This window comes from Chryseobacterium sp. CBSDS_008 (genome assembly GCF_049959325.1).
In the GTDB taxonomy this organism is placed as follows: Bacteria; Bacteroidota; Bacteroidia; order Flavobacteriales; family Weeksellaceae; genus Chryseobacterium.
Genome location: NZ_CP188202.1, coordinates 2,087,121 through 2,100,549, shown reverse-complemented (window position 1 = coordinate 2,100,549; position 13,429 = coordinate 2,087,121). Strand labels below are relative to the sequence as shown.

The 13,429-nt window shown below is 38.3% G+C and carries 13 protein-coding genes; 4 read left to right on the top strand and 9 right to left on the bottom strand.

Features of this window, described 5'->3' with window-relative positions:
* Nucleotides 1-12: 12 nt before the first annotated feature.
* Nucleotides 13-1,443 carry an anion permease gene (locus ACP3T3_RS09385; protein WP_426479620.1) on the bottom strand — a complete coding sequence of 477 codons (1,431 nt, stop codon included), beginning with the start codon at nucleotides 1,441-1,443 and terminating at the stop codon, nucleotides 13-15.
* Between the two features lie 20 nt (nucleotides 1,444-1,463).
* On the bottom strand, nucleotides 1,464-2,630 hold the full coding sequence (locus ACP3T3_RS09380; RefSeq protein ID WP_426479619.1) for a porin: 1,167 nt from the start codon (nucleotides 2,628-2,630) through the stop codon (nucleotides 1,464-1,466).
* A 661-nt stretch (nucleotides 2,631-3,291) separates the two neighbouring features.
* Between ACP3T3_RS09380 and ACP3T3_RS09375 the strand changes: the two genes are divergently transcribed.
* From ACP3T3_RS09375 to ACP3T3_RS09365, 3 genes are all read left to right on the top strand, one after another.
* Nucleotides 3,292-5,490 carry an ATP-binding protein gene (locus ACP3T3_RS09375; RefSeq protein WP_426479618.1) on the top strand — a complete coding sequence of 733 codons (2,199 nt, stop codon included), beginning with the start codon at nucleotides 3,292-3,294 and terminating at the stop codon, nucleotides 5,488-5,490.
* A 19-nt stretch (nucleotides 5,491-5,509) separates the two neighbouring features.
* Nucleotides 5,510-6,061 carry a biliverdin-producing heme oxygenase gene (locus ACP3T3_RS09370; protein ID WP_426479617.1) on the top strand — a complete coding sequence of 184 codons (552 nt, stop codon included), beginning with the start codon at nucleotides 5,510-5,512 and terminating at the stop codon, nucleotides 6,059-6,061.
* Nucleotides 6,062-6,179: 118 nt separating this feature from the next.
* On the top strand, nucleotides 6,180-7,106 hold the full coding sequence (locus tag ACP3T3_RS09365; protein WP_034699354.1) for a malate dehydrogenase: 927 nt from the start codon (nucleotides 6,180-6,182) through the stop codon (nucleotides 7,104-7,106).
* Nucleotides 7,107-7,283: 177 nt separating this feature from the next.
* Here the strand turns inward: ACP3T3_RS09365 and ACP3T3_RS09360 are convergent, their stop codons facing one another.
* The 7 genes from ACP3T3_RS09360 to ACP3T3_RS09330 form a co-directional block, all read right to left on the bottom strand.
* Nucleotides 7,284-8,198, bottom strand: a complete 915-nt coding sequence (locus ACP3T3_RS09360) for an alpha/beta fold hydrolase (RefSeq protein WP_426479616.1) — start codon at nucleotides 8,196-8,198, stop codon at nucleotides 7,284-7,286.
* Between the two features lie 71 nt (nucleotides 8,199-8,269).
* On the bottom strand, nucleotides 8,270-8,821 hold the full coding sequence (locus tag ACP3T3_RS09355) for a putative glycolipid-binding domain-containing protein (RefSeq protein ID WP_426479615.1): 552 nt from the start codon (nucleotides 8,819-8,821) through the stop codon (nucleotides 8,270-8,272).
* Nucleotides 8,822-8,868: 47 nt separating this feature from the next.
* Nucleotides 8,869-9,441 (bottom strand): Crp/Fnr family transcriptional regulator, encoded by a 573-nt coding sequence (locus ACP3T3_RS09350; protein ID WP_426479614.1) that lies wholly within the window; start codon nucleotides 9,439-9,441, stop codon nucleotides 8,869-8,871.
* A 132-nt stretch (nucleotides 9,442-9,573) separates the two neighbouring features.
* A complete protein-coding gene (locus ACP3T3_RS09345) occupies nucleotides 9,574-9,807 on the bottom strand; it encodes a hypothetical protein (protein ID WP_426479613.1) in 234 nt (77 codons plus the stop codon).
* 110 nt (nucleotides 9,808-9,917) lie between these two features.
* Nucleotides 9,918-10,454, bottom strand: a complete 537-nt coding sequence (locus tag ACP3T3_RS09340; protein ID WP_426479612.1) for a GNAT family N-acetyltransferase — start codon at nucleotides 10,452-10,454, stop codon at nucleotides 9,918-9,920.
* Between the two features lie 15 nt (nucleotides 10,455-10,469).
* Nucleotides 10,470-10,862: a VOC family protein gene (locus ACP3T3_RS09335; protein ID WP_426479611.1), complete on the bottom strand. Its 393-nt coding sequence runs from the start codon at nucleotides 10,860-10,862 to the stop codon at nucleotides 10,470-10,472.
* A gap of 9 nt (nucleotides 10,863-10,871) precedes the next feature.
* Nucleotides 10,872-11,720 carry a hypothetical protein gene (locus ACP3T3_RS09330; protein WP_426479610.1) on the bottom strand — a complete coding sequence of 283 codons (849 nt, stop codon included), beginning with the start codon at nucleotides 11,718-11,720 and terminating at the stop codon, nucleotides 10,872-10,874.
* Between the two features lie 52 nt (nucleotides 11,721-11,772).
* Between ACP3T3_RS09330 and pafA the strand changes: the two genes are divergently transcribed.
* Nucleotides 11,773-13,419: an alkaline phosphatase PafA gene (gene pafA, locus ACP3T3_RS09325; RefSeq protein ID WP_426479609.1), complete on the top strand. Its 1,647-nt coding sequence runs from the start codon at nucleotides 11,773-11,775 to the stop codon at nucleotides 13,417-13,419.
* Nucleotides 13,420-13,429: the final 10 nt, after the last annotated feature.

Sequence of the window (13,429 nt, the reverse complement as noted above, 5' to 3'; positions counted from 1 at the left end):
TTGATTTAATAATTAATAATATCCCAGGACTTTCATCCACAATCCTCCTACAACCATATAAATGATCAACAGGACGATTCCTATCTCAAGACCTCTTACCCACCAGGCTTTCAGGTCTACATATCCGCTTCCGAAGAATACCGGAGCGGGCCCATGTCCATAATGGGTAAGAACCCCATAAATTGAACCCATAAAACCGAGCATCATAGCCAGTAACATAGGAGGAATTCCTAAAGAAACACCAACACCCAGCAATGCTGCATACATAGCCGCTACGTGAGCTGTAGCACTGGCAAAAATATAATGGCTGAAGAAATAGACTACAATAATCACCGGAAAGGCTACCTGCCAGCTGAGACCTCCGATCTGTACTTTGATCAGGTTACTAAACCAGCCAATGAATCCCAATTCATTTAAAGAACTTGCCATCATCACCAGTACGGCAAACCAAACGATGGTATCCCATGCTCCTTTTTCACCTTTTACATCTTCCCATGTTAATACTGAGGTTAACAGCAATAATGTTAATCCGATGAATGCCGTAGTAGTAGCATCAATAGAAAGGGCTCCACCAAATATCCAAAGGCCTAAAAGAATGAAAAAGGCCAATAACATCAGCCATTCATTTTTAGAGATTGGTCCCATTTCTTTTAATTTCTGAGCTGCCATTTTGGGAGCATCCCCTGTTTTTTTCAGTTCAGGCGGATATAATTTGTACAATACCAAAGGAACCACAAAGAATGCTACTGCACCGGGAATGAAACCTGCGGCAGCCCATGACATCCAGGTAATATCAATACCAAGGTTGGCGGCAAATTTCTGACACATCGGGTTACTTGCTGTTCCGGTAAGGAACATGGAAGAAGCGATGAGATTCATATAATAGCTGTTCAAGGTTAAAAATGATCCCAGCTTTCTGTGGGTTTCCGGTTTTTCCGGAACGGAATCAAAGCTTATTGCCATAGATTTCATAATCGGGTAGATAATTCCACCACCTCTTGCTGTATTACTAGGGATGGCGGGAGCCAGGCAAACGTCGGCCAATCCTAATCCGTACGCCAGTCCCAATGAGCTTTTCCCAAAAACCCTGATGAATAAAAAAGCGATACGGTTTCCCAATCCTGTTTTGATAAATCCTCTCGCAATAAAGAATGAGATCCCGATCAGCCAGATTACTTTATCTCCAAAACCGGAAAGTGCTTTGGTAATGGATTTCCCTGCATCTCCAGGAGCAACCACCTGGGTAAGTGCTGTGAAGGCAATGGCCATCATACACATCGTACCCATAGGAGCTGCTTTAAGGATAATCCCTAAAATGGTTGCCGCAAAGATGGCAAACAGATGCCAGGCATTTTCAGCAACACCTTCCGGAGCCGGAATGAACCATATGATCAACGCAACAACAAATGTGACCGCTACGTTTTTGATATTAATTTCTTTCATGATACTAACTGTTTAATCGTTTAAAACCTACTCTGAACCTGTACTATGAATAGATTATTATTGTATTGTGAGGTATTTTCCACCTGATATTTATAGCGGTCAAACTGTACTCCCAGCTGAATTCTTGCGCCGTAATTTTTCAGAAATTCCAGTCCGACCATCGGAGTGATTGTTTGTCTTGGGTTGGAAGCCATTCTGAAATTCGTGTCAAGGTATTCGTATCGGCATGATAGTTCGAAGGCACTGAGGTTTTTATGGTTGATTTCATATCTCAGGTTCGGAAGGAAATAAGCGCCGCGGATCAGATACTGATCGGGGTTATCAGGACGTAATTCCGGGGCAATGGCGTTGTACAGAACGTGGTTGGTGGCTTGTTTAGCTTCCAGCTGCATATCCAGGCTCCATTTTGGATCGAAGTGGATCAGTGAGCTGAGGTCAATACCGAGGGCGTATACTTTTTTGCTGAATACTTCCCCGATACCTCCGTTTAAACCTACATTGAAATTGTATTTTTTGGATAACCCGAAAACAAGGCGGGTAGAATACTGCTTTCCGTTATCGTTATCATTGATCTGGTTTTTTCCGTTTCCGTTCACTAATGAAACAGCATATTGCAAAGGAATTTCCCCAAGCTGAAGCTGTCCTGTGGCAGACATCCCGATCTGGAAGCTTGTCCAGCCCAGTTTTCCGAATTCCGTATACTGGTTAGACCAGTCTAAAGATTTAATAATATCGATAGGATACGTTTCTTCAATACCGAACCAGGGCCTGAACTGTCCTACAGTAATAGCTAATTTAGGGTTAAAAGTGTATTTCAGGTAAGCATTTTCAAGGACCCTGCTTTTAGGATCATTTTTAAAATCGGCGAGGTTGGCTAAGACAACTACTTCTGTCCGTTTGCTGATCTGTGCCCGAACCTGAACTCTCATGTATTTGAGCATAAAATTATTATCTGTTCCAGAGCCGTCGGTATGATGAAGCCCGTTGACATCAACATCCCTGGACATCCCTACGAGGTACCGGGCCTGGAAAAGGCCTTTGATCTGCAGCTGCGGATATTTTACATTGCCTTCTCCCTGTGGAGGAGGTGTGGTCTTCAGAGAATCCTGATTTTGTGCATAGGCAGATAACCCGCAGGCCAGCATGCACAGGATCAGGCTTTTCTTTTTAATTGAAAAAAAGGCCATATCTTTTTTGTTTTTTTATGGTGGAACTTTATTTTACCACAACTTTCTTACTGTAAATGAACTATGACAGTTCCTTACAATCATTGTGAGGCATACCCATTACGATCTATTCCTTTAGGTAGAACCCATAAATTGGCAGGGATTTCGTCACGCCAATCCATAGAACGTGCTGTAAGAGCGGTGTTCTGTGACTCTTTGTAAACGGCTCTTGTACATGCTTCTGATGGATTCCATAATCCTACAGAGAGGACTAAAGAAAATAAAATTAATGGGAACTTTTTCATAATAGTATTATTTGAATTTAAATTTTGTATTGAATTTATTGTGAATAATTCAATGTATTGTGGCTGTATTCATTATTTGGTGATATAAATTTAGCAAAATTGTTTAAATAAAACAATTATTCGGGTTAATAATATGTAATCCCTGTTATGAATCATGGTTAAAGATTGAATAACCTGATTATTGGATTTTTTTTTGTATATTTTAGAGATATAGCATTAAAAAGTGGTAAAAATGAAGAATCATTCAATGTGTTTTCAGACTTTTTTTTCCGGATTTTTCTCATGAATGCCTGATAGGGTAGACTTTGAAATTACATACCACAAAATAGGAAGCTGGTCAAAAAAGCCCTATATTTGTTAATAGACTGAAAAGATGTATGAATTTTATAGAATGCCATGAAGAACCTATCCATATTCCGGGTTCTATACAAAGTTTTGGTTATTTGATTGGCATTGATGCAGAATCCCATACCATTACTTTTTTTAGCAGGAATATTGCAGATTTATTTAAAATCGGAAGTTCAGAAGAGCTGTTCGGAAGAAAGCTTACTGACTTTCCGGAAAGTTTTCAGGGTATTATCGATTCAGAAATCTATACTTCACTGGATAAATTTACCAAACGTAAGAATGAAACGTATTTTGATAAGATTTTCATCAATCATAAAGAGTATCATTTTTCTGTTTTCAGAAGTGAGCTTTATATCTTTCTGGAGTTTGAGGAAGTTGTGGTAAATCCCAATAAACGAATTTCCAATAAATACGATAATTTTTACATCATCGATAATGAAAAGGAACTCTGGAATCATCTGCTGGAAACCCTTTCCAAGGTGGTGAACTATGACCGGATGATGGTTTATAAATTCATGATGGATGGTTCCGGAAAAGTAATTGCCGAAAAGAAAGATGAGAACATGGAAAGTTTCCTGGGGCTTCATTATCCGGAATCTGATATTCCGAAACAGGCACGGGACCTTTATCTTAAAAAAAGAAAAAGAATCTTCAGCAATGTATATGCAGATACAGTTCCTATTTTAAGTAAAAGTACTGACAGTATTGATCTTACGTTCTCGGCATCCAGAGGAATGTCACCTGTTCACGGACAGTATCTGAAAAATTCCGGGGTGGCTTCGAGCTTCAGTGTTTCGATTATTATTGACGATCACCTTTGGGGACTGGTAACCTGCCAGAATGCAGAACCTAAACATATTGATCTTGAGGATAGGGTACAGGCCGGAATTTTTACGGCTCTGGCTGCCAATGCTTATTCTTCTTTTAAATCCAAAAGCGAGCTGAATTACCGGTTGGAACTGAATGAGAGAATGTCTCAGCTTAAAACGGAATTTTTAAAGCATAATCACCTTTTTGATTCGCTTATCGAATGTAAAAAAGAAATCAGAAACTTACCGGAAGCAGACGGACTTGCCATTGTTTCGGATGAGAATATTATAACAGACGGCAGGACTCCCGATCTGGAAAGTATCAACAGAATTGTACAGTGGGCGCTTGGAAATACCATTGAACGTATCTATGTCAGCAGAAATTTCCTTAAAGAGCATGGTGAAGAACTTGAACTGTCTGAAAATGCTGCGGGAATTGTTATTTATTTTATTGAAAGGGATAAAAACGAAATGCTGATCTGGTTCAGAAAAGAGTTTGATGAGCATATCAACTGGGCCGGGAATCCGGAGAAAAAAGTCGGTGTGTTTTCTCAGAACGGAGAGGAAAGACAGATGGTATCACCGAGAACTTCCTTCCGTATTTTTACAGAAAATATCAAAGGCCATTCCAAAAGATGGAATTCCCGGAATATAAATGCCGTACAGGCTTTGAGGGATCTTATTTTAGAAACCTCCCATAAAAATTATAATGCGATCAAAAGACTTAATGATGAGCTTAAAAAAGTAAATGAAGAGCTTGATAGTTTTTCATATACCATCTCGCATGATCTTGGAACGCCGCTCACCGTAATGAAACTGAATGCCCAGATGCTGTTGGGAAATCTTGCCGATGATTCAGAAAAAAGCAAAACCAAGATCAATACGATTATTGAGGAAATAGATAATATGGCTGAAATGATGCATGATGTACTGCAGCTCAGCCGTGCCAAGCATAGCGAAATACAGCTTGAAAGCCTGAAAACAATCCAGACGATTGAGAAAATATCTGAAAATGCCAAGATGACCTACGGAAGTCCGAACAGTGAGATTATCATTAAAGAATGTCCGGATGTACTGGCCGATAAAACGATGCTTCATCAGGTATTTCTGAATATCATCAATAACGCGGTGAAATATTCTTCCCACAAAGATCAGCCGAAAGTGGAGATTGAAGGAACAGAAGACGGGCAGACTATTATTTACAGGATTTCTGACAATGGAATTGGTATCCCCGAAGAGGAAAAGCACAAGATGTTTAAAATCTTCAACAGGATGGATAATGCCAAGAAATTCAAAGGGAATGGAGTAGGATTGTCTATTGTACACCGTATCATGAAAAGGATAGGAGGAAATGTAGATTATGAAAGCAATAATGAGGGGACTTCCTTTATTTTAACGTTCAAAAAGCCTTACATTTGAGAAACTTTAAAACATTATTATGATATCAGAATATCTTAAACAGAATACAGCAGATTATCACGATGCAGCGGAAAAACTTTTTAATTCTGAAAAGATTTTCAACAAAACCTTCACTTTAGAAGATTATAAAAAAATTATCCATACCAATTATCTTATGCTTCTTCACAGCGAAGATAAAATATTCAGCAGCCTGTCTGATAAGTATGCAGAAAAACTTCAGCTTGATACAAGAAAGAAGCTTTCTCTCATTGAAAAAGACCTGAAAAGCCTTTCCCTGGAAAATCAAAAAGTTTCCTACCCTCTGGAATTTGATAACGAACATGAAGCACTTGGCGCCATGTATGTGATTGAAGGTTCTACCCTTGGTGGAAACGTAATTGCAAAACAACTTTCTAAAACGGAAGGTTTTGATGAGGTTACTTTTAACTTTTTCGGATGTTATCAGGAAAATACAGGGCCGATGTGGAAGAATTTTAAAGAGGTTCTGGATACGGAAGTGGCCGAAGAAAACTACAGCAAAGTGCTTTCCGGGGCGAAAAAGCTCTATATGTTTTTACTGAACGTGAACTAATTTATTTTAATTCTAATTAAATTCCTGAAAAATTGCGCATTTTTTCAGGAATTGTTAAATTTGGGGAGTTTCAAATTTAAAACTTAACTAACAAAAAAATAATTTAAAAAGTAACAATATGAAAGTAACTGTAGTAGGTGCAGGCGCTGTAGGAGCAAGCTGTGCGGAATACATCGCAATGAAGAACTTCTGTTCAGAAGTAGTTTTGGTAGACATTAAAGAAGGGTTTGCTGAAGGGAAAGCAATGGATTTGATGCAGACGGCATCTCTTAACGGATTTGATACAAAAATTACGGGTACAACAGGAGATTACAGCAAAACTGCAGGTTCTCATGTAGCGGTAATCACTTCAGGAATTCCCAGAAAACCTGGAATGACAAGAGAAGAATTGATCGGTATCAACGCTGGTATCGTGAAAGAAGTTACTGAAAACTTAGTAAAGCATTCTCCGGAAGTTATCATCATCGTGGTTTCTAATCCAATGGATACTATGGCTTACCTTGTTCACAAAACTTCAGGTCTTCCTAAGCACAAAATCATCGGAATGGGTGGTGCATTAGACTCTGCAAGATTTAAATACAGATTGGCTGAAGCGTTAGAAGCTCCTATTTCTGATGTTGACGGAATGGTAATCGCTGCTCACAGTGATACCGGTATGCTTCCATTATTGAGCAAAGCGACAAGAAACGGTGTTCCTGTAACTGAGTTCCTAAGTGATGAGCAACAAAAATATGTAATCGAAGAAACTAAAGTAGGAGGGGCTACTCTTACAAAATTATTAGGAACTTCAGCATGGTATGCTCCAGGTGCAGCAGTTTCTGTAATGGTTCAGGCAATTGCATGTGACCAAAAGAAAATGATCCCTTGTTCTTTAATGCTTGAAGGAGAATACGGACAAAATGATATCTGTTTAGGAGTTCCTGCTATCATCGGAGCAAACGGAGTAGAATCAATCGTAAACGTAACTTTGACTGCTGAAGAGCAATTGAAATTCGCTGAAGCTGCTAATGCAGTAAGAGAAGTGAATGGAGATCTTAAATTCTAATAATTGACCGGCTTTTAAGCAGGAATTAAATAGATAAAATCCGGCTGTTTCAAATTGAAGCAGCCGGATTTTTTTTGATCATTATTGAAAGGTAATTTTAAGGTTTAGTGCCTGTCAAATTTTCGGCGCGGCCGGAGGCCGCGCCGAAAATTTGACTATAAAAATAAACAGCTGCTATTACTTCGTTGTATTTACAAAACGGCTTACAGCATTCACAAATTCTTTATTTCTCTCATAATACAAAAGATGTCCGCCATCAATGGAAACTACTTTCTGATTGGGAAACCTGAAGGTTTTATAATGCTGAGTTCCCACTGCTTTATCCTTTTTTCCCGTAATAATAAGGACAGGAGCATGGATGTCTTTTGTGATAGGAGCATAATCAGCATAGTATTCAGGAAAATCTTTAGGTTTTGAGATTACTGCCATTCCAAAATCGACGATGCGTGGATGGAGAGAGTCTATTTTGTCCATCTGTTTTATGGTTTCGATATCTTCGGTAAGGAATTTATATCCGATTCTTTTCTTTCTTAATTTACTGCTGACTTTTGAAAGCTCTAAAGAAAGACTGTCTTTGGATACAGTTCTGTTTTCGGCCTGTAAAAGGTTGTTTCCGTATTCAATCTGTTCTTTAACCGATTCATCATTCAGGAAATGGAGTGTGACATTGGTAAGAATGAGTCCTTTGGTATACCGGGGATATTTTTTTGCATAACTGACTGCAATGATTCCACCAAAAGAGTGAGCCAGCAGGAAGATTTTTTTCAATTTGAGATGCTGTCTCAGTTCTTCAATATCCTGAACCATTTTATTAAGATGATAATTTTCAGAAGTACCGGATTCACCCGATCCCCGCTGATCCATATAAATCATCTGCATGTTTCTTTCCAGACTGCTTCCACCCATCAGCTCAAAAGATGGATATCCCTGGCCGGGACCACCCGGAATATAAATGCAGGCTTCTCCTTTTCCGGAGATTTTATATTTGATCTTTACATGATCTGAGGTTTCAAAAAAGCCTTCAGCGTGATGATTCTGAGCTGAAACGACAGTCAGAGAAACGAAAAAGAGTAGAAGAGCAATTGTTTTCATATCATTATAACAATTGTAGAGGGTTGTTTATTACTAATAAATATACAGATCTACTTGAGGTATTCGTGTTCTCAGAGTTCTGCAATTTTTTCAAACAATTTGGGATAGCTGATGACCAACCCTTTTGCATCCACTGTAATCTCTGCTTTAAAATCGTTTTCAATATTTTCATACAGGTATTTATCAATTGACGTCCGGGTATATTGCTGCTGGACAGGTTTGATATGATGGTTTAAAACATCAATATAAATAACATCAATCTTCTGAGAACTTTTTTCTGAAAGTTTTAAATTGTTAATCGGCAGTGTATTGGTAAATGGTGTCAGGGAAATATCGATGAACTTAAAACTATTGAATTCAGGGTGAAGATCATTGTTGATTTCCCATTGGTCCTGATCTCTTTTTCCTGAAAAAGTTCTTTTAATCTTATTAATTTCAGATTCTATCAAAAAATTTTGAACGACCCAATTTTTATCAATGAGAATTCTATAATTTACAGCATACATTTTATCTTCGTGGCAGCCGATAATTTTTGATTCCACAGTATAGGTTTCATCATCGGATTGCAGATTAAAATATTCAAGAGATTGATAATAGATTCCTTGCCAGATCATTGTCTTCATATTATATTATTTTGAGTGTAATGTGATTTCTTTGAATGGAAATGGTGTTACTTTGATATTCTTCGTTTCCGGATTCTGCTTAATGTTTCCCTTGCAACACCCAGAAATGAAGCCAGCTGCGTGAGAGGTACACGCTGAATCATTTCGGGATAACGGGTCTCAAGATATTCAAGTCTTTCCTGTACAGTATAGAGCTTGAACAGGTTGGAAAACTCCTCCTGTCTGGCTGCAAACTGGCGGATACAATGCCGTCCTAATGACTCAATTTCCGGAGCTTTTCCGGTGGCTTCAAAAAGTTTTTTCTTATCAAAAATAACAGCACGAAGTTCCTCGCACGCTACAATATTAAACGCTGATTTTTGTCCGCTGCCAAAACTGCTGATATTGGTTACGATTTCGTTTTCAAAGTAAAATCCGGTGTTTTTAGTATTTCCTTCTATGTTATAATAACTTTTACAAAATCCTTTATCAATATAAAATAAAGAGTTGCAGATCTCACCTTCCTGAACCATCATTTCGTTTTTCCTGTAATTCCTTTCCGATAAGGCAGACTGAAGTATATTCCAGCTTTCATCAGAAAATTGAGTGAGTGATCTTATATATTTCAGAAGATTTTGCATATGGGTCCTGTTTATGCGAAAGTAATAAAATTGGCGGGAATTACCTGTATGAGTAAGTTTTTGCTCCGAAGCAGAGTATAAAAAAGAGCGGTAAAAACCGCCCTCAACAAAATTTTATCTAACAAATATTCTTTACATATAAACGCATCCGCATCCTGTTTCCCATTCCTGGCAAAGACGCATAGGTTCATGACATCCGGGATTGCCGCCGCCACCCCCGGAAACTCTGTAACACATACCATCACTGCAATAATATGAACCTATTGTCGGCGGGCAGTTACCATCAATGTCGCATACTGCATAAGGAGTGTCTCCACCGCTTATGAGTACAAGCTGATTTCTCTTTAATTTTTTAAGATTTTTCATAGTAATCATGTTTAGTTTGTTGTTTACTAATGTATAAATTTTTTAACACACCAACAAGTGTTTTAATTGATTGGGATTAAAAATTTTACAACATCTATTTTGCCATAGGCTTATTCCACATCTAAAGTCATGAAGAGGGCGATTTCCTCTGCATTTTCGTACAGCCTTGTGTTCAGCCCGGTAATATTGAATCCCATTCTTCTGTAAAACTGAATGGCAGGATAGTTGGTATTCTGCGTTTCCAGCTCAATGACCCTGCAGTTTAATTTTCTTGCTTCTTTAATGGCACTTTTAATCAGCATAATTCCGATCCCCTGCCGTCTGTGCTTTTCACTGATCAGAATGTTTTCAATATAGAAACTGTTGTTCCATGTTCTTTGCCCACAGATGATCCAGCCTGCCAGCTCTCCGTTGACAAAAGCGCCGAAGGAATTTCCCTGTTCAATGATGGTATTCAGTTCCTCGAGGTCTTCAGAAGCCGTTTCCCAGATTTTGCTGTAAGGCAAAGACTTTTCTTTTATAATAAACTCAAAAGAACCTCCAGATTCAATAGAAGAAACTGAATATATTCTCTCCGTTGTATAACCGTTATTCCCCCAATTTAAGGCAGGGTTGGAGGTTAATCTTTGTAATTTTCTTATTTCCACATCAGTTATTTAAGCTTATTGGACTTCCGTACAGATTTCTACCAGGTAATTGTTGGGATCCTTGATATAAGCCGTTTTCTGTCCCCATGGTTTTACGGCAATATCTTCATACAGAACAGCACCGTTTTTTATTGCCTTTTCTACCAGAGCTTCTACATCATCAGTAACAAATCCCAGTTCTATTCCGAAAGGTTTATCTTCAGCTTTTGAGATGGAAAATCCTTTTTTAATATTGGAACCGGCAAGGCTTACAGAAGCGAATGAAAGAGTAGTTTCTCCGGTCAGCAGCTCTCCGTAATCGTTTTCAGGGGTGATGAACTTTATTTCAGAACCAAAGGTACTTTTATAAAAATTCATAGATTGCTCTACATCTGCCACGTACAGAATAACATATTTGAATTTGATCATTGTATTGAATTAATATGGGTTTATTTTTTTGTTGATAATATACTCCTCATCCACCATCAATACTGAATGAGGTCCCTGTAAAGGATATTCTTTGAAACTTCCGAAATGGCCGAAATGAAGAGGGTACTTTTGAGTAAGCTGCCGTACTTTACCCCCAAAAGAATTGAGATCAACCTTTTGAACAGAGTCTTTTTTCTGCCTGCCATTGGTGAAAAAGAGCATCAGATTACAATGCTCTTTAAAATCAAAATCATGATAATAAAATACATTGAGGTTTTCTTCCCTGCCTATCTGTACCAAATCATTAATAAGACTTTCTTTATGCCGTAAAGGTAGATGGCAGTCAATTCTGGCAGCGTAATTCTCAGCATTGTTTTTTTTGAAATCAGAACCTACCATCTGGATGAAACGGTGTTCTATATTTCTGAATTTTTCTCTTTCCGGAGGATAACTTTTACTGGATTGAACGGAAAAAGGTATACTTGAATCCAATAATACAGCGTTTTCCAGAATTAACAGATGCTCAATCTCTGCCGCAAACTGAAAATGAAAATCAAAAAGCATATAGTCTCCGATATGGATGATTATTTGATTTTCATCGATATTCAGGTATAAATGCGTTTCTTTGAAACCCGTTTTCAATTCTTCCAGTTTTTGAATAAAATGATCGAGGTTTTTAACCCAAACTCTTGCTGCCAGCTCAGCAGGATTATCGGCATGTCCTCCATATCCCGGATAAAATTTGAAAAACCGGAAATCATATAAATGATCCGGGAATTTGAAATACCAGTATACGCCTAAAATCATAGAAGATGGATTGATGAATTGTACAATAATCAAAATTAAATAAAATTTCACACTCTAAAACTTTCAAAACCCTTAAATTTGTCGTCAATAAAAATTTACTTGGATGCTTAGGAATATTTCAATTGCGGCAGCTACTTTTTTGTCCGTAGTTACAATCAATGCACAGAAGAACAGAAATACCCAACTGGAAAGACCCAAACTAGTCGTAGGCCTGGTAGTAGACCAGATGCGTTGGGACTATTTGTACCGTTTTTATGGTAAATATGGAAATGACGGCTTCAAAAGACTTTTGAATACAGGATATTCTTTGAATAATGTACATATTCCCTATGTTCCTACGGTTACTGCTTTAGGACACACGTGTATCTATACAGGATCTGTACCGGCTATTCACGGAATTGCAGGAAATGACTGGACGGATAAGGAAACGGGTAAAGGAGTTTACTGTACTGCGGATGAAGGTGTGCAGCCGGTAGGAACTACCAATACAAAAACCGGAAGCCATTCTCCGAAAAACCTGTGGTCTACAACGGTAACTGACGAATTGAGGCTGGCAACCAACTTCCAGGGAAAAGTAGTGGGGGTTTCTTTGAAAGACCGTGCTTCGATTCTTCCTGCAGGCCATACTCCGAACGGAGCTTTCTGGTTTGATGACAGTACAGGGAACTTTATTACCAGTACATGGTATATGAATGATCTTCCGCAATGGGTAAAATCATTCAATTCTCAGAACCTTCCTGAAAAATTAGTAGCCAACGGTTGGAATACCTTACTTCCGATCAATGAATATACAGAAAGTGCACCGGACAATTCCTCCTGGGAAGGCCTGCTGGGAAGTGCAAAAACACCTACTTTTCCTTACAGTAATCTAGCCAAAGACTATCAGGCTAAAAAAGATAATATCCGTTATACACCTTTCGGAAACACATTGACTTTGAAGCTGGCAGAAGCTTCTGTAGAAGGTGAAAAACTGGGTGGAGATAATATTACAGACTTTTTAGCCATTAACCTTGCATCTACCGATTATGCAGGACATAAATTCGGACCGAATTCTATTGAAGTAGAAGATGTTTATATCAGATTAGATCAGGATTTAGCGGAGTTTTTCAAATACCTTGATTCAAAAGTAGGAAAAGGAGAGTATACCGTTTTCCTTTCTGCTGACCATGGTGGAGCACATTCTGTAGGATTCCTTAAAGACCATAAGATCCCTACAGGTTTCTTCGGGGAAGATGCAGAAAAGAATCTGAATCAGAAGTTAAAAGAAAAATTCGGAGCTGATAAGTTGATCAACGCCATTGATAACTACCAGATTTATTTCGACAGAAAAGTATTGGCAGATAGCAAGCTTGAACTGGATGATGTAAGAAACTTTGCGGTAAAAGAAATTGAAAAAGATCCTACCGTTTTATATGCTGTTTCTGTAGATAAAGTGCAGGAAGCCAGTATTCCGGAACCGATTAAACAAAGAATTATCAACGGGATCAACAGACAGAGAAGTGGAGATATTCAGCTGATTTCTCATGACTCTATGCTTCCGCCGTATTCTAAAACGGGAACTACACACAGCGTATGGAATTCTTATGATTCACATATTCCATTGATCTTTATGGGATGGGGAGTGAAGCAGGGAGAAAGCAATAAAGAATATCACATGACAGATATTGCTCCTACGGTATCTTCTTTACTGAAAATTCAGTTCCCAAGTGGAAATATAGGTAACCCGATTACAGAAGTTATAGGTAAATAATGATCCTACT